Source organism: Polaribacter sp. IC073 (assembly GCF_007997075.1).
Lineage (GTDB): Bacteria > Bacteroidota > Bacteroidia > Flavobacteriales > Flavobacteriaceae > Polaribacter.
The window spans coordinates 196,326-217,828 of sequence record NZ_VORS01000003.1 but is presented as its reverse complement, the minus strand read 5'-3'; the positions used below and the strand labels follow the sequence as shown (position 1 = coordinate 217,828).

At 32.7% G+C, this 21,503-nt stretch carries 22 protein-coding genes; 12 read left to right on the top strand and 10 right to left on the bottom strand.

Going from position 1 to position 21,503, the window contains the following annotated elements:
• From kynU to ES045_RS06215, 9 genes are all read left to right on the top strand, one after another.
• On the top strand, nt 1-1,260 hold the full coding sequence (kynU, locus tag ES045_RS06255; RefSeq protein WP_147114080.1) for a kynureninase: 1,260 nt from the start codon (nt 1-3) through the stop codon (nt 1,258-1,260).
• Nucleotides 1,261-1,317: 57 nt separating this feature from the next.
• Complete coding sequence (locus tag ES045_RS06250; RefSeq protein WP_147114077.1) at nt 1,318-2,727, top strand: FAD-dependent oxidoreductase; 1,410 nt, start codon at nt 1,318-1,320, stop codon at nt 2,725-2,727.
• An 89-nt stretch (nt 2,728-2,816) separates the two neighbouring features.
• Nucleotides 2,817-3,221 (top strand): RidA family protein, encoded by a 405-nt coding sequence (locus ES045_RS06245; RefSeq protein ID WP_147114074.1) that lies wholly within the window; start codon nt 2,817-2,819, stop codon nt 3,219-3,221.
• A 49-nt stretch (nt 3,222-3,270) separates the two neighbouring features.
• Nucleotides 3,271-4,713 carry an aldehyde dehydrogenase gene (locus ES045_RS06240; RefSeq protein WP_147114071.1) on the top strand — a complete coding sequence of 481 codons (1,443 nt, stop codon included), beginning with the start codon at nt 3,271-3,273 and terminating at the stop codon, nt 4,711-4,713.
• Nucleotides 4,706-4,924 carry a DUF6500 family protein gene (locus ES045_RS06235; RefSeq protein ID WP_147114068.1) on the top strand — a complete coding sequence of 73 codons (219 nt, stop codon included), beginning with the start codon at nt 4,706-4,708 and terminating at the stop codon, nt 4,922-4,924. Before ES045_RS06240 ends, ES045_RS06235 begins: the two co-directional genes overlap by 8 nt.
• Before the next feature lie 77 nt (nt 4,925-5,001).
• On the top strand, nt 5,002-5,778 hold the full coding sequence (locus tag ES045_RS06230) for an SDR family oxidoreductase (protein ID WP_147114065.1): 777 nt from the start codon (nt 5,002-5,004) through the stop codon (nt 5,776-5,778).
• A 144-nt stretch (nt 5,779-5,922) separates the two neighbouring features.
• On the top strand, nt 5,923-6,456 hold the full coding sequence (locus ES045_RS06225) for a 3-hydroxyanthranilate 3,4-dioxygenase (RefSeq protein ID WP_147114062.1): 534 nt from the start codon (nt 5,923-5,925) through the stop codon (nt 6,454-6,456).
• Between the two features lie 151 nt (nt 6,457-6,607).
• On the top strand, nt 6,608-7,699 hold the full coding sequence (locus ES045_RS06220; protein ID WP_147114059.1) for an amidohydrolase family protein: 1,092 nt from the start codon (nt 6,608-6,610) through the stop codon (nt 7,697-7,699).
• Nucleotides 7,692-8,114: a hypothetical protein gene (locus ES045_RS06215; protein ID WP_147114056.1), complete on the top strand. Its 423-nt coding sequence runs from the start codon at nt 7,692-7,694 to the stop codon at nt 8,112-8,114. Before ES045_RS06220 ends, ES045_RS06215 begins: the two co-directional genes overlap by 8 nt.
• A 58-nt stretch (nt 8,115-8,172) precedes the next feature.
• Here ES045_RS06215 and ES045_RS06210 read toward each other — a convergent pair whose 3' ends face one another.
• The 8 genes from ES045_RS06210 to metE form a co-directional block, all read right to left on the bottom strand.
• On the bottom strand, nt 8,173-8,721 hold the full coding sequence (locus ES045_RS06210; protein ID WP_223267194.1) for a hypothetical protein: 549 nt from the start codon (nt 8,719-8,721) through the stop codon (nt 8,173-8,175).
• 85 nt (nt 8,722-8,806) lie between these two features.
• Nucleotides 8,807-9,226, bottom strand: a complete 420-nt coding sequence (locus tag ES045_RS06205; RefSeq protein ID WP_147114050.1) for a DUF2141 domain-containing protein — start codon at nt 9,224-9,226, stop codon at nt 8,807-8,809.
• Between the two features lie 218 nt (nt 9,227-9,444).
• Nucleotides 9,445-10,194 carry a hypothetical protein gene (locus ES045_RS16795; protein WP_317131302.1) on the bottom strand — a complete coding sequence of 250 codons (750 nt, stop codon included), beginning with the start codon at nt 10,192-10,194 and terminating at the stop codon, nt 9,445-9,447.
• Entirely contained in the window at nt 10,139-10,633 is a 495-nt protein-coding gene (locus ES045_RS16790; RefSeq protein ID WP_317131301.1) for a hypothetical protein, read from the bottom strand. The genes ES045_RS16795 and ES045_RS16790 overlap by 56 nt, the downstream gene beginning before the upstream one ends.
• A 59-nt stretch (nt 10,634-10,692) precedes the next feature.
• On the bottom strand, nt 10,693-11,571 hold the full coding sequence (locus ES045_RS16785) for a TonB-dependent receptor (protein ID WP_317131300.1): 879 nt from the start codon (nt 11,569-11,571) through the stop codon (nt 10,693-10,695).
• A 451-nt stretch (nt 11,572-12,022) separates the two neighbouring features.
• The gene (locus ES045_RS06195) at nt 12,023-12,331 is read right to left on the bottom strand and encodes a hypothetical protein (protein WP_147114047.1); all 309 of its coding nucleotides are present in this window, start codon (nt 12,329-12,331) and stop codon (nt 12,023-12,025) included.
• Nucleotides 12,332-12,333: 2 nt separating this feature from the next.
• On the bottom strand, nt 12,334-13,629 hold the full coding sequence (locus ES045_RS06190; protein ID WP_147114044.1) for an NAD(P)/FAD-dependent oxidoreductase: 1,296 nt from the start codon (nt 13,627-13,629) through the stop codon (nt 12,334-12,336).
• A gap of 86 nt (nt 13,630-13,715) precedes the next feature.
• The gene (gene metE, locus ES045_RS06185; protein WP_147114042.1) at nt 13,716-16,022 is read right to left on the bottom strand and encodes a 5-methyltetrahydropteroyltriglutamate--homocysteine S-methyltransferase; all 2,307 of its coding nucleotides are present in this window, start codon (nt 16,020-16,022) and stop codon (nt 13,716-13,718) included.
• A 153-nt stretch (nt 16,023-16,175) separates the two neighbouring features.
• Here metE and ES045_RS06180 point away from each other — a divergent pair, with 153 nt between their 5' ends.
• On the top strand, nt 16,176-16,637 hold the full coding sequence (locus ES045_RS06180) for an Lrp/AsnC family transcriptional regulator (RefSeq protein ID WP_147114512.1): 462 nt from the start codon (nt 16,176-16,178) through the stop codon (nt 16,635-16,637).
• Between the two features lie 63 nt (nt 16,638-16,700).
• On the opposite strand, the gene ES045_RS06175 is transcribed toward ES045_RS06180, so the two are convergent.
• Together ES045_RS06175 and dnaK are read right to left on the bottom strand one after the other, a co-directional pair.
• Nucleotides 16,701-17,222 (bottom strand): hypothetical protein, encoded by a 522-nt coding sequence (locus tag ES045_RS06175; RefSeq protein WP_147114039.1) that lies wholly within the window; start codon nt 17,220-17,222, stop codon nt 16,701-16,703.
• Between the two features lie 281 nt (nt 17,223-17,503).
• Complete coding sequence (gene dnaK / locus ES045_RS06170; protein WP_147114036.1) at nt 17,504-19,402, bottom strand: molecular chaperone DnaK; 1,899 nt, start codon at nt 19,400-19,402, stop codon at nt 17,504-17,506.
• A 243-nt stretch (nt 19,403-19,645) separates the two neighbouring features.
• On the opposite strand from dnaK, the gene ES045_RS06165 reads away from it, so the two are divergent.
• Both ES045_RS06165 and ES045_RS06160 read left to right on the top strand, forming a co-directional pair.
• Entirely contained in the window at nt 19,646-19,987 is a 342-nt protein-coding gene (locus tag ES045_RS06165; protein WP_147114034.1) for a DUF2853 family protein, read from the top strand.
• Between the two features lie 89 nt (nt 19,988-20,076).
• Nucleotides 20,077-21,501: an L-serine ammonia-lyase gene (locus ES045_RS06160; protein ID WP_147114031.1), complete on the top strand. Its 1,425-nt coding sequence runs from the start codon at nt 20,077-20,079 to the stop codon at nt 21,499-21,501.
• Nucleotides 21,502-21,503: the final 2 nt, after the last annotated feature.

Below are 21,503 nucleotides of genomic sequence, written 5' to 3'. Positions count from 1 at the left end.
ATGAAATATCAGAATAATTTAGCATTTGCGAAGCAGCAAGATAAAGAGGATACACTTTCTTATGTACGAAATCGTTTTCACATTCCGAAAGATGAAAACGGAAATGATTGGTTGTATTTTACAGGGAATTCTTTAGGATTACAACCAAAATCGACCAAAGAATACATCAATCAAGAATTAGACGATTGGGCAAATTTAGGTGTAGAAGGTCATTTTGAAGCAAAGAATCCGTGGTTGAATTACCACGAATTATTAACCGATAAAATGGCGAAAATTGTTGGAGCAAAACCCGTTGAGGTAGTTGTAATGAACACGCTTACAGCAAATTTACATTTGTTAATGGTCTCGTTTTACAGGCCCACAAAATCAAAATATAAAATTGTTATAGAATCAGATGCTTTTCCATCAGATCGATATGCTGTGCAATCACAATTGAAATTTCATGGTTTTTCAGAAGAAGATGTGATTGAATGGAAACCAAGAGAAGGAGAATATTTATTAAATATAGAAGATTTAGAAACAATTGTTTCTAAGCAGGGAGATGAAATTGCACTTTTATTAATTGGCGGCGTAAACTACTATACGGGTCAGTTTTTAGATTTGAAAAAAATTGCAGCAATCGGACATTCAAAAAACTGCATAGTCGGAATAGATTTAGCACACGGTGCAGGAAATGTACAACCTAATTTACATGATTCTGGCGTAGATTTTGCAGCTTGGTGTACCTATAAATATTTAAATTCTGGTCCAGGAAGTTTAGGAGGGGTATTCGTGCATGAAAAACATGCTAAAAAGAAAGAATTACCGCGTTTTGCAGGGTGGTGGAACCATAACAAAGAAACCCGTTTTAATATGCGAATGCCTTTTGATGTGATGGAAGGAGCAGAAGGTTGGCAGTTATCGAATCCACCAATATTATCTATGGCAGCAATTAAAGCTTCATTAGATTTATTTGATGAAGTTGGAATGGATGCTTTAATAGAAAAATCAGAAAAACTAACGGGTTATTTCGAATATTTAATAAATGAAATTGATTCTGATGATATTAAAATAATTACACCTAGCAATCCAAATGAAAGAGGTTGTCAATTATCAATTCAAGTAAAAAATGCGGATAAAAGTTTGCACAAAAAACTGACAGAAAAGCACGTTATTACAGACTGGCGAGAACCAAATGTGATTCGTTGTGCGCCAACCCCAATGTACACTTCCTTTGAAGATGTGTATCAAATGGTTTCAATTTTAAAAGGATTGTTATAAGTTTAAGAAACTTCACAGGTATTTAAAACCTGTGAGATTTAAATTCTAGAAAATTAAATGAAAAATAAAGATAAGATATTAATAATTGGAGCAGGACTTTGTGGTTCATTGTTGGCTTTAAGACTTGCGCAAAGAGGTTACAAAGTAGAAGTTTATGAAAGTAGACCAGATTTAAGAACAGTAGATATTTCTGCGGGAAGAAGCATCAATTTAGCTTTGTCAGACAGAGGTCTAAAAGCGTTGCGTTTGTGCGGAATGGAAGAAAAAGCGAGAAAAATCTGCATTCCGATGTATGGTCGATTAATGCATGACACCGATGGGAATACCTTTTCTTCCAATTACTCAGGTAGAGAAAATGAATATATCAATTCTATTTCTAGAGGAGATTTGAATGCAATTTTATTAGATGAAGCAGAAAAACATGAGAATGTAAATATTCATTTTAATAAAAAATGTGAAAATGTAGATATCGAAAATGCAATTGCTCATTTTAAAGATTACAAAACCAAAGAAGAATTTTCTGTGGATGCAACCGTCATTTTTGGAGCAGATGGCGCAGGTTCTTCTTTGAGAAAAAGCTATATTTCTGAACGTAAATTCTTGTTTAGTTACGGTCAAAATTATTTAAATCACGGATATAAAGAACTAGAAATTCCTGCAGATACAACAGGGAAACATCAAATAAGTAACGCCCATTTGCATATTTGGCCTCGTGGCGATTTTATGCTAATTGCCTTGCCAAACATGGATGGAAGTTTCACCGTAACCTTGTTTCTAAGTTATGATGAAGGTGAATTTAATTTTGAAAACTTAACTTCCGAAGAAAAAATTACAGTCTTTTTCGAAAAAGAATTTCCAGATGCCTTGGCATTAATTCCGAATATAACAGCCGAGTTTATCAACAACCCAACAGGACCTTTAGGAACTGTAAAATGTTCGCCTTGGAGCTACCAAGATAAAACGTTGTTAATTGGCGATTCTTCACATGCAATTGTACCGTTTTACGGACAAGGAATGAACGCTTCTTTTGAAGATGTTTTTGTGTTGGATGAAATATTGAATCAAGGTTTAGGAGATTGGGAAACCGTGTTTAAAACGTATCAAAAGGCTAGAAAACATGATACAGACGCCATTGCAGATTTAGCAATTGATAATTTTCATGAGATGAAAAACCATGTTGCAAATCCACTTTTTAAAGAAAAAAGAAAGATAGAAATGGATTTGGAAAAAGCATTTCCTAGCGAATATTCTTCTAAATATTCTTTAGTTACTTTTAATGAGCACATAGGGTATAATGAAGCGATGAATAGAGGTAGAGCGCAAGATAAAGCTTTGTTAAATTTAATTTCGGGAGATGAAGTCCACACGCACTTAGATATGACAAAAGCTGAATTAAAAGTTATTTTAGAGAAAGTAATTGTAGAAACAAACACTATTTTAGAGGAAGATAAAATAGCAGGAATGTAATGAAAATATCTCCTCGAGCGCAGTCGAGAGGTTTTTAGAAGGAGTAAATTTTAATTAGGTCTCGACTGCGCTCGACCAGACATAGAAAAATGGAAGGACAAAAAGTAACACCAAGAGGCGCATATCCACATGTAAAAGTTGTGGGCGATTTTATATTCGTATCCGGAACAAGTTCTAGAAGAGCAGATAATACCATTGCTGGAGTAGATATTATTGATGAAATGGGCACAAAATACTTGAATGCAGAAACGCAAACAAGAGAGGTTTTAAAAAATATCGATAAAAATTTACAAACAGTTGGGGCAAGCATTAAAGATGTAGTTGATGTTGCTACGTTTCTAGTAAACATGAATGACTTTGCAGGGTATAATAAAGCCTACGCAGAGTTTTTTGAGAAAGAAACGGGACCTACAAGAACCACGGTTGCTGTGCATCAATTACCACACCCAGACTTGGTGGTAGAGATTAAGGTTACTGCGTATAAGAAGAAATAATTGAGACCTCACAGGTTTTAAAAATCGATGAGGTCTGTTAAGATATGAAATGAAAATAAAAAACTACATCAACGGAGAACTGGTTGCACCAGAGGCAGGAAAGTATTTAGATAATTACAATCCTGCGAATGGAGAAGTGTACAGTCAAATACCAAGTTCAACAAAAGAAGATGTAGAAAAAGCAGTTGAAGCAGCAGAAAAAGCGTTTCTAAAATGGTCAAATACAACCTTAGAAGAACGCAGTAAAATCTTGTCTAAAATAGCTGATTTAATTTTAGAGAAGTTAGATTTCTTAGCTAAAGCAGAATCAAAAGACAACGGAAAGCCAATCAGTTTAGCAACAGAAGTAGACATTCCTAGAGCAGCAGCAAATTTTCAGTTTTTTGCAAATGCAATTACGCAGTTTTCATCAGAAGCTCATGAAAGTGTTGGGTTTAATGCGATGAATTTTACCTTACGCCAACCAATAGGCGTTGTCGGCTGTATTTCTCCTTGGAATTTGCCTTTGTATTTATTTACGTGGAAAATTGCACCAGCAATTGCTGCAGGAAATTGTGTTGTTGCTAAACCAAGTGAAATTACTCCAATGACCGCTTTTTTATTAGGAGAAATTTGTAATGAAGCTGGTCTCCCAAAAGGAGTTTTAAATATTATTCATGGTTTAGGACCTTCAACAGGACAAGCAATTGTAGCACATAAAAACATTAAGGCAATATCATTTACTGGTGGTACAACAACGGGCGCTCACATTGCAAGAGTTGCGGCCCCAATGTTTAAGAAAATTTCTTTGGAATTAGGCGGTAAGAATCCGAATATTATTTTTGCCGATTGCAATTATGAGAAAATGATAACAACAACTGTCCGTTCTTCGTTTGCGAATCAAGGTCAGATTTGTTTGTGCGGAAGCAGAATTTTTGTGGAAGAAAAAATCTATGAGAAATTTAAGAAATATTTTGTAGAAAAAGTATCTCAATTAAAAGTTGGAAATCCAACTAAAAAGGATACAAATATTGGCGCATTGGTTTCAAAACAACATTTAGAAAAAGTAAAAAGTTATATAGATATTGCCGAAGAAGAAGGAGGAAAGGTTCTTTTTGGAGGTAATAAAGTTGAGGTAGCAGGAAGTGAAAACGGCTATTATTTACAACCTACTATTATTGAAGTTTTTGATAATAAATGCAGATTAAATCAGGAAGAAATTTTTGGACCTGTTGTAACTATTATGTCTTTTAAAACAGACGAAGAAGCTTTAACTTTAGCAAATGATGTAAAATACGGATTGGCAGCAACATTATGGACGAATAATTTAAACAGAACGATGCAATTTTCGAAACAATTACACACAGGAATTGTTTGGGTAAATACATGGATGTTACGTGATTTAAGAACACCTTTTGGCGGACAAAAAGATTCTGGGGTTGGTAGAGAAGGAGGTTTTGAAGCCTTGCGTTTTTTTACAGAACCCAAAAACATTTGTATACAATATGAATAAAGAGATCAAAGACAAAATTATAGCAGTTTGTGATGAGAAAATAGCAAAAAAAGGAACGAACGTAGGTTTGTCTTTTTATGCGTTTTTCAAGAATAAAAATGAAACTCCGATTTTACTAATGGAAGTTGCAAAATGGTGGATTGAAACACACAAATTAGATCATTTTGAAAAAGCAGTGAAGATTAAACAACTAATTTTAGATAATAAATAAGACCAAGAGAAAAGAGTCAAGAATATAGAGGTACAGTTCTTAATTCTTGCACATTATTTCTTACATCATATAAAAATATGGAATTAAACTTAAAAAATAAAAACGCACTCGTTTGCGGAAGTACACAAGGAATAGGAAAAGCGACTGCCATTTTATTAGCAGAAGAAGGAGCAAACGTAACTTTAATTGCTAGAAATGAAGAGAAGTTAAAAGCTGTTTTGGCAGAATTACCAAATAATAATCAATTTCATGATTATTTAGTGGCAGATTTTTCGAAACCAAATGAATTAAAAGACGTTTTAGAAAAATCAGATTTACAGTTTCATATTTTGATAAATAATACGGGAGGTCCAGCAGGTGGCCCAATATTTAACGCCAAAATTGAAGAATTTGAAAGTGCTTTTACACAACATTTAAAATGCAATCATATTTTAGTACAAACGTTGGTTCCGTTTATGAAAGACCAAGGTTTTGGTAGAATTGTAAATGTAATTTCAACCTCTGTAAAACAACCTTTAGATGGTTTAGGTGTTTCAAATACCATTCGTGGTGCTGTTGCAAGTTGGTCTAAAACCTTAGCAAATGAGTTGGGTGGATTCGGAATTACAGTAAACAATGTACTGCCCGGAGCAACAGGGACTGAAAGATTGAAAGAAATTATCAAAAATAAATCGGCTAAAACGGGTTTGTCTATAGAAGAGGTTTCAAAGAATATGAAAAATGCTTCACCAGCAAAACGATTTGCAAAACCAGAAGAAATTGCAGCGGCAATTGTGTTTTTAACAAGTGAAAAAGCAAGTTTTATAAACGGAATTAACGTTCCGGTTGATGGTGGAAGAACCAAAAGTTTGTAAGTTTAACGAATTTTGCGTTAGGGATTGAAGCGGCATCCTTTTTAGAGGTTTGCGTACTTTTTCTTTTTTGAAAAATGTATCGAGAACAACTAAAAAGATATAGCGAAAAGCCCGACCTTTAGGGAACGCACAAAATATAATAATATGAGTAATTTAGTACAACCTTTAAATTTTAAAAAGTGGATTGATGAACATCGTCATTTATTAAAACCGCCAGTTGGTAATAAACAAGTTTGGGATAACGGCGAATTTATTGTGATGGTTGTTGGTGGGCCAAATAATAGAAAAGATTATCACTATAATGAAACCCCGGAATTTTTTTATCAACTTGAGGGTGATATGATTTTGAAAATTATTGATGGAAAAGGAGAAATGATTGATGTAGCAATTAACGAAGGAGATATTTATTTGCTGCCAGGGAAAGTACCGCATTCGCCACAAAGAAAAGAAAATACGGTTGGTTTGGTTATTGAATACCCGCGTGCAGAAGGAATGTTAGATGCGCTAGAATGGTATTGCGAAAACTGCGGAAATAAATTGTACAGCGAAGAATTTTTAGTCAAAAATATTGAAACAGACATGCAGAAAATATTTGACACCTTTTATTCAGATAAAGAAAAATGTACCTGTGACGCTTGTGGAACTGTGATGGAGAAACCGGATAAAGTTCGCCGTTAATTATTAGCATTAAGCTAAAAACAAACTTTCGTAAAGGAAAGTATAAAAAATAAAAAGTTCATCATTTAGAATGAGGAACAACCCAAAAATTCGGAAGAAGTACTCTTTTTACTAACTAGAGGTTGCTTCGTAAACTCGCAATGACAATATAATGACAAAACGAAAACTACGCATAAACGGACATTCACATTTATTACCTTATCCAGAAGAAATTCCTCAATTTATGAAGGATAAAGAAATTTTCTGGGTAGATGATGAACGAAAGCACATGTTGCAAAAAGGATGGAAACGCCCTGTAACTGATTCTAGTTTTTTCTTGGATGAAAAATTATTGTGGATGGAGAAAAACAAAATAGACCATGCGGTGGTTTTAAACCTTTCTCAATTGTATGGTAATGGTTTGCGTTTGGAAGAAATGAAAAAAGCATTGCGTTTTCAGAATGATTTTAATGCAAAAGTAGAGCACAATCATCCAGATAAATTTACCTGTGGTTTTGTGGTGCATCCTGGTTTTATTTACGGTGCTTTAGATGAGATGAAACGTTGCGTAGAAGAATTAGGCTTAAAAGTATTGTGTTTACCAACGCATTTTATGGATTCTATTGGGCAGTGGCGTTGTGTTTTTGATGAAGAAAATGATCGAATTTTCGAATTGGCAGACAAGTACAAACTAGCGATAGAAATTCACCCGTATGACGGTGATAAAATGATTAAATTAGAAAATACCAATTGGCGTTTTCATTTAATTTGGATGCTGGCACAATGTGGAGATGCGTATCATTTTTATACGTTAAACGGAATGCAAGAACGTTTTCCGAATATTAGAACTTGTTTTGCGCACGGAGGTCAACTCGCGCAAATGAATTTAGGAAGAAGAATTCAAGGTTTTGATGGCAGACCCGATTTATTTGAAGGGAAAACGCACCCAAGAAAAGCAGTTGGTCATCCAAATATCTTTTTTGATACCTTGGTACATGATACAGATTCGCTTAAATTAATGTTCAGAAAACAAGGCACAAGTCAGGTTTTAATGGGGTTAGATGATCCGTATCCTTTAGGGGAAATGGAAAGTGACAAACAATCATCATATCCTGGTAAAATACTAGATTTAGCGGTTAAAGAAAATATAATTTCAGAAACTGAAAAAGGAGAAATCTGGGAAGATAATGTGCTCCAATGGATTTTTGGAGATGATGAAAAAGCAAAACAAGATTTGGTGAATAAAATTTTAAAAAATGACTAAATGGTTGCTAAGAAAAGCTTCTGGCTCTCGATCTAAAAATAAAGAAACTGGTGATTTTTCTACCAGAAGAAAAGTTGATTTTAATGAAGATTTTAACGATTTACCAATGCGAGAATCTATTCAAGGGAAAAACACGAAAAGAACCTATTTAGATACTAGTTTGGTGTATAGATGGCTGCAGACAAAGGTTCATCAAGACTTCGATGTGGTATATTCTGAGTTTTTAACAAGGATTCAGCCAAAATACTTAGACGCATATAGAAACTGTGTTTTCGAATATTTAGAACCAAGTAAGACGGTTGTTTTTGAAAAAGAAATTGTTTACGGAACGCTACATGATGCAAGAGTGATTTTGCCTTATGGAAAGAAAAAGCTATATGTAGATCCTGCTTCTAATTTAATAAAAAAAGTATAAGAGAGTTTACAGTAGCAGTTAGCAGAGAGAAGTAATAGCTACTACTGTAAATTGAAAACTATTTTTCACATTCTTTTAAAACTTGTTCAGCTCTTTCTATGAAGAATTTTGGATAAAATTCTTCTTTAACGGTTTCTTCTTTCGCTAACTTAATTGCTCTTTTAACTTCGTCACAATAAGGTTTTGTAGACTTGCCAAAGAATTTTGCAGCTCCTATATTCCATTCTGCATTTCCTAAAATTACTCTTGGATTCTTTGGTGCAATTTGCAATGCTTGTGCATAGAGTTGGTTGTTTTTTTCGGATAAAGTCATTCCATATTTTTGTCCGTCAAAAGCAATATACCCCAAATTTAAAAGCGCTTGTGTAATTATAATTTCTGGATTATTTTCTGAATTTGATTTTGCAGTATCTAAAAAACCTTGTGCTTTTGTTAATTTTGCTTTTAGAACAGCTTCCTCTTTTAAATTAAAACTACCTAAAATTTCTACGGTTGCAGCATAATAAGCAGGCAACCATTTGGTAGGTTCCGTTTTAGAAATCCTTTCAAATAATTGTGATGCTTCTACCATGTTTCCTTTTTCCCATAACCCGAATGCTTTTTGCATTCCTTTTTGGTGTTTTATTTGCGCAGAAATCCCTGTCGCAATGAAAATTGTAATTTTTTTATGATGTAAAAAAGTTTAAGTTGGTTTATATTTTGATGACAATAGTTTTGTTTCCAGTTAATTGAAACTTAGCATCATTGTATTTAGGAGGCCCCATAAAACCTCTTGCATTGTTAGAGCAACCGTAATCCTCTTTTGGAATTCCAAATAGATTTGTGTCCATTTTTTTGTTATCATTTTCATCATGAACAAATGAAACGGCATATTCGCCTTTGGGTAGATCTTTAAAAACAGCAATAGATTTTTGATTATTAATAGCTACAACATTACCTTTAAATTGTTTCTTTAAAAAGCTTTCTTCCTTATTGTAAATAGCAACCATTAATGTTCCTTTATCAGAATTTAAACCAGCAATGTTTACAGTTAAGTTAAACGCTCCTTCTTGAGCGCTTGTGTTGTGAATTCCACAGAAAGTAAAAAGGGCTATTAAAAGTATCTTTTTCATGATTGTTCTTTTAGGTTTTATTGATGATTCAAATATCTGATGTTTCTACGAGGAATACACAATAAACATACCGAATTGTTATTTTTTATTTCTGAGTTGTGGTTTTTACTGTATGTTGATGTCATTTCGAAGAAGAAAAGGATGAACCATGAGAAATTCTGTTTTTATTATGAGATTGCTCAATCACCTAAAAAGGCTCATTTCGGAATGAAAAAACACTACAAATGATTTAACTGATTTGTTTTTTTATTAGTACTAATTGTCCAGAAGAAACCTACAAAAAAGAAGCGATCTGCACTTGGTATAATTGCTTGTTTATTGAAATCACCATTTTTTTCTGGTGTGTTTTTATAATTGTACCCAAATACATTCTGAGTTCCTAAAACGTTGTTTACAGAGAAATATAAGATTTTTTGTTGATCTATTAAATACGCCCAATTTAAGCTTAATGAATTATAGCTTTTTGTTTGATTGTTTAAGAATCCGGCTTCGTTAGGATTTGTGTAATTTCTGCCAGAAGCAACATTGTAACTAAAACCAATTTGACTTTTCCAATCTGCTACCCAATGTTTGGCCACTACAGATAGGTTGTGTTTTGATGCAAAACTTGGTCTCGCAGCTGTTGGGTAATTTTTATAGTCTCTTTGGGTGTTTAAATAGGAGTATGAGATCCAATAATCGGTGTTTTTTATTTTGCCGTTTTGTCTCCAAAAAAGATCAAATCCACTTCCATTATTGTTGAAGTTACTTGTAAAAATTGGTCGATTTTTATCATATTTCACCAAGTCTTTGTAGTCTTTTAAATAGGCTTCAATTCTAAAAATTTGACCTTGTTTTGTATGCTGATAATTGGCAATTAAATGCGAAGTGTTTTCTGCTTTAAAATCTTGACTAAATTTTAAGTATTCGTTTTTAGGATTCTGATAAAATTGACCAGAAGCCAAAGAAAATTGCGCTTTTTTGTTCACTTTGTGAAGCTAAAGATATTCTAGGAGAAATTGTAGTTTCATTTAATAATTCTGAATGTTCTGCACGAATTCCGATTTTTGTTGCCAAGTTTTTAGAAAATAAAATGTCCGTTTCAATAAACGATGCGAAGATGTTATTGTTGAAGCCGTAGGTTAGTTTATTACTATTATTTGGAATACAATCTTCATCGAAATCTGGCATAAAATATTCTGAGCCAAAACTAATTTTAAATCGATTAGAAAATTGTTTTTTTAGCATTACTTTAAAGTGCATCGAGTTTTCATTGTCTGTTGCTAAATCGTCAATAATTTTAAGGTTAGAATGGTCGTTTGTAAAACTAAATCCCGTTTTGATTCTCCAATTATCAACAAATTTATTTTTGTAAGATGTATTAAAATAAATATTTCTATTTTTTAGTCCGAAATGAAATCCATCCACAAAATTAAGATCATTCTGTATAACATCGAAATCTGTAGAACTAAATGCACCGTATAGTTTTATAAAGATTCATTCTTAAACTTGAGTTTATACACCATTTCTCCGCTTAAAGATTGTACCGGTTTTTTCCAGGTATTTCTATCCGGAAAAGCTTCTTGATAAGGTGCTAAATTAATGTAAGAAGTATTTACGCTAAATGAATTATTCTCCCAAATTTGTGTATTTCCTACGCCTAAACCTAACGTCATAAAAGACAAATCAGTTTTTTCTTCCATGGGTTCATCAATGGTATTTAATTGTAGAATGCTAGATAGTGTTTGTCCGTATGCTGCAGAATAACCACCCGTAGAAAAAGAAATTCCTTTAAAAAGGAAAGGAGAAAAACGTCCGCGAGTAGGAATGTTATTTACACTTGGGGTATACGGCGTAAAAACACGAATTCCGTCTATAAAGATTAGAGTTTCTTCAGCTTCACCACCACGCACAAAAAGGCATCCATCTTCAGCTACTTTAGCAGTTCCGGATAAGGTTTTCAAAGCACCCATAACATCACCTAAGGCACTTGCTGTGGTAAGAATATCTAAAGGTTTTAATATAGTGATTTTTGCTTTTTCTCCCGCTTCAAAAGTTCCGGCATTTATAACCACCGCATCTCTTCTTTTTATTTTTAAATTTTTGAAGGATGAAACATCCGCAGTTTTTAGATAGGGTTCAAAAGAAATAAAAGAAATGACCAAGGTTTGTGTTCCTTTTTCTGATGTAGGAAAAGAAAATTCTCCTATTTCGTTGCTAGAAGTTCCGTTGTACGTTCCCTCTAAATAAACATTTGCTCCAAAAACAGGAGTATTTTTCGAGTCGGTAACTTTACCAGAAATGGTGGTTTGTGCAACTAAGGGAAATTGAAAAAAAGTTAAAAGTAAAAGCCGTATTTGTTTCATCTGGGTTATTTTGATGATACAAATTTGTAGGGATTTTTAATCTTAAAATAAAAAGGAATACCGAGTTGTTCATTTCAGAAGATGAACTGTACGTCCTTATTTTTTTAGTATTTGAAGTTTATAAAAGAGAAAACCACTTGCAAAGTATAAAATAATATCTATATAGTCTTTGGTGTATCTTTCTAAATAGCTAGGAAAAATAAATTCAAACAAAATGCTATACACCAAACAGACATATAAAATAAGAGGTAAACTTATGGCGTAATTTTCATCGTTTTTAGTTCGTTTTAAAATCTGTAAACAAATAAAAAGCACAATAGGAACAATTAAAAAATCATTCACATAAAAACGAACAAATCGAGGTAATTGAAAATTGAAATAATCACAGAAATAGATAAAAGTACCTAGTAAAAGTGAGCAAATAAAATACTTAAAGAGTAGGTTCTTCATGTTAACCAGCAGCTATCATTGCTATAAACCAAGCTAAACCAACACCAATTGCGCTAACTACTGTAATTGCAGAATACAAAAGCCAACCAACTATTTTGTAGAAGATGTTAGAATGATTTTTTAATCTTTCAGCCAAATTAGGGTTTTCTTTCTCTAGAATAGCTTCGTTAATCCTTTGCTGTTTTCCTGCGGCTTCCTTAATTTCTCTTTTTTTCTGATGAGAAATTAAAGTATTACAGTTGGTACAATAGTCTTTGTTTGTATTGAAAACGCCACAATTAGGGCATTTTATTATTCTTTTGTTTGCCATAATTAGTCTTTAAAAGAATGCCTGTTTTTCTTTTTATAAGGTCGAATAATCAATCTTGTTTCTCTATCAAAACGAATATAATTATACACCCAATTTAAAAAAACAATTGCTTTATTTCTGAATCCGATTAAAGAAAATAGGTGGACAAACATCCAAATAAACCAAGCAAAAACTCCTTGAAATTTCCAGTTTTCTAAATCTACAACTGCTTTATTTCTACCAATGGTTGCCATGGCACCCTTATCATTATAGACAAATGCTTTCAATTTTTTATTGAATAATTTTGCTAAAATGTTTTTAGCGACTAACCTTCCTTGTTGTATTGCGGGTTGCGCCATCATTGGGTGACCATAAGGCATCTTTTCTGATGACATGCAAGCAACATCCCCAACGGCATAGATATTCGGGTGGTTTAAAACCCGATTAAATTCATCCACTTTTATTCTTGCTGCTCTTTCAATAATACATTCAGTATTTAATCCGTCAATCATTTCACCTTTTACACCTGCAGCCCAAATAACGGTTTCTGCTTTAAAATGATCTGTACCATCTGTGGTCACTGTTTTTCCATCATAATCTAAAACACGTAGATTTTTCCATACGTTTACGCCCAAGTCAATTAAAAAATCTTCTGCTTTTTCAGAGGCTTTAGCACTCATTCCTTTCAAAATACAATCAGAACTTTGTATTAAGTTAATTTGCATTTGCCTAATATCTAAATCAGGATAATCTTTGGGTAAAATTCCTTTTTTCATTTCTGCCAAAGCACCCGCTAATTCTACACCTGTTGGTCCACCACCCACAATTACAAAATTCATTAAAGCATTTCTTTCTTCTATGTTTGATGTTAACAAGGCTTCTTCAAAATTCTCTAAAATTAAACTTCTAATGTTTAAAGACTGAGGAATGGACTTCATTTCCATCGTAAATTTTTGGATGTTTGTGTTTCCAAAAAAATTAGTTGTAGAACCTGTTGCAATAATTAATTCATCGTAGACTAAGTTACCAATAGAAGTTTCAATGGTCTTTTTTTCTGGGTTTATTTTGTCTACCTCAGTTAATCGAAAGTAAAAATTATCCACATCATTAAAACGTTTTCTAAGCGGAAAAGCAATAGAATCTGGTTCTAAACCACCGGTAGCAACTTGATATAACAAAGGTTGAAAGGTATGGTAATTGTGTTTGTCTATTAAAACAACTTGCAATTCTTGTTTTTCTAATCCTTTTGCTGCGGCTAAACCTGCAAAACCACCACCAATAATAACAACTCTTGGAAAACTAGTTTGTGGAATGTTCATATGGTATATTTTATGTCAAAAATACAATATGTTTGCGTAAAAAAAGAGAACAGTTTAAGACTAATTCTTAAACTGTTCTCTTTCTACTAAACCGTGGCTGATAAGCTTTCTCTCATTAATTTTGCAGAAGCGACTAAGTTTTCTAAAGCAGCAATTGTTTCTGGCCAATCTCTCGTTTTTAACCCACAATCTGGGTTTACCCAAATATTTTCTTGAGGTAATAAGTTTGTTGCTTTCATCAGTAAATTTTCAATTTCATTTACATTAGGTACTCTTGGTGAATGAATGTCGTAAACTCCTGGCCCAATTTCATTAGGGTATTTAAAATCGACAAAAACATCTAGTAATTCCATTTCCGAACGAGAAGTTTCTATGGTAATTACATCGGCATCCATAGCTGCAATATTTGCAATGATGTCGTTAAATTCAGAATAACACATATGAGTGTGAATTTGCGTTTCGTCTTTAACAACACTCGCCGATATTTTAAAGGCATTTACTGCCCATTTTAAATAGGCTGCCCAATTACTTTTTCTTAATGGCAAACCTTCTCTTATAGCAGGTTCATCAATCTGAATAATTTTTATGCCTGCTTTTTCTAAATCTGCAACTTCATCTCTTATGGCTAAAGCAATCTGATTACACGTTTCTGCTCTTGGTTGATCATCTCTAACAAAAGACCACTGTAAAATAGTTACAGGCCCAGTAAGCATTCCTTTTACATGTTTTTTAGATAAACTTTGTGCATATTCAGTCCATTTTACGGTCATTGAATTTTCTCTAGAAACATCCCCAAAAAGAATAGGCGGTTTTACACATCTTGTACCATAACTCTGCACCCAGCCAAAACTAGAAAAAGTAAAACCAGCTAATCTTTCTCCGAAATATTCTACCATGTCATTGCGTTCAAACTCGCCATGAACCAATACATCTAAACCAATATTTTCTTGAAATTGAATAGCACTTGTAATTTCTTTCTCTAAAAAGGAGTTGTATTTTTCTTCGGATAATTGATGCTTCCTGTATTTTAACCTTAAAGATCTAACTTCTTTTGTTTGCGGAAAAGAACCAATAGTTGTCGTAGGGAAAAGTGGTAATTGTAATGCTGCTTTCTGTTTTATTTGTCTTTCAACAAAAATACTTTTCCTTAAACTATCTGCTTGAGTTAATACATTTATACGATGTTTAACCTTTTTATTATGTATAAGTGTAGAGTTATTTTTGTTGATAAAAGCGAGTTTGTTAGCCTCTATTTCTTTAATATCCGATGCTTGTAAATTGTTTTGAGCGGTTTTTTTAAGCAATACAATTTCTTGTAATTTTTGTTTTGTAAAAGCCAACCATTGCGTTACTTCTTCTGGTATAGAACCTTCTCTTTCGTTCTCTAAATCATAAGGACTGTGAAGTAAAGAACATGAAGAAGAAATCCAAATATTATCGCCTTTAACCGCTATTACTTTATTTATGATTTCTATGGATGCATTAAAATTGTTTTTCCAAATATTTCTTCCATCAACAATGCCTAAAGACAGTATTTGTTCTTTCTTTTGATGTATTAAAATGGAATCTAATTCATCTAAACCTCTAACTAAATCTACATGTAAAACATCAATAGGTAAAGAGAGCGTTAGGTTTAAATTATCGTTTAAATCTCCGAAATAGTTGGCTAGAACAAATGTAAGTTTAGGGAACTTAGCTCTTAAAATGGTGTAGGTTTCTAAATAGCATGCACGTTCTTTATCTGTTAAATTTAACGATAAATAAGGCTCATCAAACTGAATATTAGTTACGCCTTCGTTTTGTAACTCCTCAATTAATTTGATATAAACAGGCAACAATCGATCGATTAAATCTATTCTATGAAATCCGTTTTCCTTTTCCTTACCTATTAAAAGATACGTTAAAGGACCTATTAATACTGGTTTTGTTTTGATGCCTTCTTTTAAAGCTTCGCGATATTCGCTCACAATTTTACAAGAATTTAATTCAAATTTTTGCGCTTTTTCAAATTCAGGAACTAAATAATGATAATTGGTGTCAAACCATTTTGTCATTTCTAAAGCTACAATATCAAAATTATCTTTTTGAAAACCACGAGCCATTGCAAAATATAAATCTATAAAAGAAACCTTATTTTTTAATTCTCTAAATCTTTTAGGAATACAATTTAGGGTTAACGACATGTCTAATACTTGGTCATATAATGAAAAATCATTGGAAGGAATAATATCAATTCCTATTTCTTTTTGATGTAGCCAATTTTTCTTTTTAATGTCGCTGGCAATTTTTAATAGTGTTGTTTCCTCTATGTTTTCTTTCCAGTAACTTTCAATTGCTTTTTTTAGCTCTCTTTTTTCTCCAATTCTTGGATGGCCTAAAATAGTAGTTTTCATAGTTATAAGTTTTAATTACTGTGCAAACCTATAAAATATTAATAAAAATAATGTATTTTGATTCATATTCAGAATATAAAACTATTTTTGAATAATTTACAGTGTAAAACACTTTTATGTGCTGTAATTGAACCCGAAAAAGAAAAATATTCTATGTATCAAATTGATGAAATTGATTTACAACTACTTCGTTTATTACAAAAAGACGCAGATATTACCACAAAAGAACTTGCTCAGAGAGTAAATCTTACAAATACGCCTGTTTTTGATCGCATAAAACGATTAAAAAAAGAAGGATATATAAAAAAAACGACTGCTGTTTTATGTAGTGAAAAGTTAGATGTTTCTTTAATTGTATTCTGTAATATTACGTTAAAGGAACACACCAAAGAAATAGGGAATCAGTTTGTAAAAGATATTATGTTTCTTAAAGAAGTAACGGAGTGTTATAATACTTCTGGCGATTTTGATTTTTTATTAAAAGTGATGGTGAAAGATATGAAACATTACCAATCGTTTGTATTGCAAAGTTTGGGGTCTGTTAAAAATATTGGTAGTGCACACAGTACTTTTGTGATGGGAGAAATTAAAAACAACCACGGAATTCCTTTATAATTGAAAAGATTTCTTAGAGACATTTTCTCGAGACCTCCTTTGAAATTGTCATTCTCGAGAAATCTAGATTTCTCTTTTAATTTCTTGCAACGTTTTAGTTGTATTGATGAATGCTGTAATCACTTTAAAACGAATAGTGTCTATATCATCTTCAAAATAATTAGCCCACTTTGTTTCTTTAAATAAAATGGTGATCTGTTTTATTTTTTGCTGCGCTTCATTTAAAGTAAAAAGTAAGTTTTTGGCTCCTATTTTTCTAGGCTGAATGTTCGCTGTTTTTTTTTCAAAATCTACTTTAATAAAAAATATTTTCTCTGTTGAATTGATAGGGTAGAAGTCTGCCCATTTTGCAAAACCAATGACTATTTGTTGGTTTTTATACTCTTGGTTTGCAATCAACTTCCACCTGCAATTGGCAACGCGTCCCCAATGATTCGATTTTCTGTACACACCTTCATCGGTATAGAAGTACATGCTTTCAGATTTACTTTTGTAATTGGCTTCTACTGGAAATTTAAAGTTGTCTACTTGTTTGAATTCACAAAAAGTATGTTTAAAGAAATTGGTTTTGTTGTAGGTTTTCAAAATGAATATTACTTTTTGTAAAGATAATTAAAACGTCATTGCGAAGAACGAAGCAATCTTTCTTTTTCTATAACAGATTGTTTCATTATTTCCACTTCTTTGAGAATGACGCATAAAAAAACGCAATCAAATAAATGATTGCGTTTTAGTTATTTTAAGAAAATATGTTTTCTATTTCTGTAAATAAACCTCAAATAAAGTTTAGAAAACTTGTATGAGAACCCGCTGAAAAGCGAGATAAGCGATGCGTAAAGATTTGTTTTACAAATCTAACGTCCTGCTTACTTTACTTCTTCGAAATCTACATCTTCAACATTGTCTCCTTTAGCATCATCTGCTTCTGGTTCACCTTGTTGTGCATCAGCTCCCTTAGCTCCATTCTCAGCAGCATACATCTCTTCAGATGCAACTTTCCAAGCTTCATTAATAGTTGCCAAAGCAGTATCAATTAGTGCAAGATCTTTAGATTCATGAGCCGCTTTTAATTCAACTAAAGCTTTTTCAATTGGTTCTTTTTTATCCGCAGATAATTTATCACCAAATTCAGTTAATTGCTTTTCTGTTTGAAAAATCATAGAATCTGCTTCGTTAATTTTTTCTGCAGTTTCTTTTGCTTTTTTATCAGCATCCGCATTTTCTTCTGCGTCTTTCTTCATTTTTTCGATTTCTTCTTCAGATAAACCAGAAGAAGCTTCGATTCTAATCTCGTGAGATTTATTTGTTCCTTTGTCTAAAGCAGATACTTTAATAATACCATTTGCATCAATGTCAAAAGTAACTTCTACTTGAGGGACACCTCTTTGCGCAGGAGGTAAACCATCTAAATGGAAACGACCAATAGTATTATTATCTGCAGCCATAGCTCTTTCACCTTGTAAAACGTGAATTTCTACTGATGGTTGATTGTCTACTGCTGTAGAGAATACTTGAGATTTTTTCGTAGGAATTGTTGTGTTTGCATCAATTAATTTTGTGAAAACATTCCCCATAGTTTCAATACCTAAAGATAAAGGAGTAACGTCTAATAACAAGACATCTTTCACATCTCCAGATAAAACACCACCTTGTATTGCAGCTCCTAAAGCAACAACTTCATCAGGGTTTACACCTTTACTTGGCGCTTTTTTAAAGAATTTTTCAACAGCTTCTTGTACAGCAGGTATTCTTGTAGAACCACCAACTAAGATAACTTCATCTATTTCATCAATAGATAAATCTGCATTTTTTAAGGCCGTTTGACAAGGTGCTATTGTTCTTTTTACTAAATCGTCTATTAATTGCTCAAATTTCGCTCTAGATAAAGTTCTTACCAAGTGTTTTGGTCCACTAGCAGTAGCAGTAACATAAGGCAAGTTGATCTCTGTAGAAGCAGAAGAAGATAATTCAATCTTCGCTTTTTCAGCAGCTTCTTTTAAACGTTGTAAAGACATTGGGTCTTTACGTAAGTCTAAATCTTCATCAGCTTTAAACTCTTCTGCTAACCAGTTAATTATTTTTTCATCAACATCATCACCACCTAAATGTGTATCTCCAGCTGTAGCTAATACTTCAAAAACACCATCTCCTAATTCTAAGATAGAAACATCATGCGTTCCACCACCAAAATCAAAAACAGCAATTTTTTTATCGTCGTTAGATTTGTCTAAACCATAAGCTAATGCAGCAGCTGTTGGCTCATTTATCATTCTTTTTACTTTTAAACCTGCAATTTCACCAGCTTCTTTTGTCGCTTGTCTTTGTGCATCGTTAAAATATGCTGGTACTGTAATAACTGCTTCAGTAACCTCAGTTCCTAAATAATCTTCAGCAGTTTTTTTCATTTTCTGTAATACCATTGCAGAAATTTCTTGTGGCGTATATAAACGACCATCAATATCTACTCTTGGCGTATCATTATCTCCTTTTACTACTTTGTAAGGAACTCTTCCTGCTTCTTTAGAAGACTCAGAAAATTTGTTTCCCATAAAACGTTTAATAGAATAAACCGTTTTAGTAGGGTTTGTTACCGCTTGTCTTTTTGCTGGGTCACCAACTTTACGTTCTCCTCCTTCAACAAAGGCAACAATAGATGGTGTTGTTCTTTTTCCTTCAGCATTAGGAATTACAACTGGTTCATTTCCTTCCATTACAGAAACACATGAATTTGTTGTTCCTAAATCGATTCCAATTATTTTACTCATAATATTTATTTTAATTTTTTATAAATTCAACTTTACAGTTTGTATTAGTCAAACTACGTGCCAACTGCTTTTTTTATAGAAAATGTCAGTTTTATTATTTTATTGAAATAGATATGTGACATTTTGACACAACTGGGGTCTAAATCAGAGCATAGAAGAATATTTGAAATCCTAAATTATTTTACTATATTTGGATAGTTCTTTTAGAATCAAAATTTTATATAAACAAATAAATAGAAAACAATGAGTAAATTTGACGAAAAAGTAGCTTTATACAAGAAATTCATGGATGACAGAGATCTGCGTTCTAACTCGGATCTGTTAGCTGCGGTTACCAAAGGGTTAGGTCCATCTATCTACAAAGCAGATGCAGAAACTGTTTCTGGTTCTGATGCAAAAGAATTAGCTACTGTAAAAAACAATTTCTTAATTAAAAAATTAGGAATGACAGATAGCAAAGAGTTAGATGCTGGTATTGAAGAAGTAATGGAAAGAATTGGGAAATCTGAAAGAAAGAAATACAGAGCAGTAGTGTATTATATGCTCGTTAAAAAGTTTGACAAAGAGTCTGTTTACGGAATGTAAGAATATCTTCCTTTTAATTATACAAAAAAATCTAACTCTTTGAGTTGGATTTTTTACATTTACAGCATATAATTTAATTATTTTTACGAATGTCACAATTTATTAGTGTTTTTGATATGTTGAAGATTGGTGTCGGACCATCAAGTTCACATACACTAGGTCCTTGGAGGGCTGCAGAACAATGGATTAAGCAATTAAAAGAGAATGAGAAATTTGTTTTAATTGATGCCATTCAGGTAGATTTATACGGTTCTCTTTCTTTGACAGGAAAAGGCCATGCCACAGATTTAGCTATTCAATTAGGTTTAAGTGGAGCAGACCCAGAATATGTACCAATCGAAAATATTGGTGCTACAATTAATGACATTAAAGAAAAAGAAGTGCTTTTTCTAAATGCTGAAAAAAAGGTTCCCTTTTACAAAGATTCAATCCAATTTAATAAAGAGTTTTTACCTTTTCATGCAAACGGAATTAAATTTAGAGGCTTCTTAAACGGTGAAGAGATTTCTACACAAACCTACTATTCTATTGGAGGTGGTTTTATTGTGCAAGAAAATGATCATTTAGAAGAGGAAATAGAAATCACAAAAAAGAACTTTCCATATCCTATTAATAGAGCACTGCAACTAGAAGAGTATTGTGAAAGAGATCATTTATTAATTTCTGATATTGTTTTAAAAAATGAATTGGAATTGCGTTCTTCAGAGGAAATTGATTTCGAGCTGAATAGAATTTGGGAAACAATGTTAGAATGTATGTACATTGGTTGTCATACAGAAGGAAGACTTCCCGGAGGTTTAAATGTTAAAAGACGTGCATTTGATACACACACAAAATTAATAAAAGATACCACGTATACAAATCCGAAAGAATGGATTACTGCAATAAGAAGTACAGAAGTAAAATTTAGAGAAATATTAAAATGGGTAAGTTGTTTTGCGCTTTCTGTAAACGAAGTAAATGCCGCTTTAGGTAGAGTTGTTACCGCACCTACAAACGGAAGTGCAGGAGTAATTCCGGCTGTTTTAATGTATTATTTGGTGATAGAAAATCACGAAGCCGATTTTAATCAAATTAAAAAATTCTTATTAACTGCTGGTGAAATTGGTAGTATTTTTAAGAAAAACGCGACAATTTCTGCAGCAATGGGGGGCTGTCAAGCAGAAATAGGAGTTTCTTCTGCAATGGCAGCAGGAGCGTTAACAGAATTGTTAGGGGGTACAGCAGCGCAATGTTTGTCTGCCGCGGAAATTGCAATGGAACATCACTTGGGTTTAACCTGTGATCCTATTGGTGGTTTAGTACAAGTGCCCTGTATAGAGCGTAATTCTATGGGCGCAATAAAAGCGATTCATGCCGCAGAAATAGCTTTAGAAACAGACCCGAAAGACTCTTTGGTGCATTTAGATAAGGTGATTGATACCATGTGGGAAACGGCAAAAGATATGCATAAAAATTACAAAGAAACTTCTGAAGGAGGTTTAGCTGTTCATGTAGGTTTGGCAGATTGCTAAAA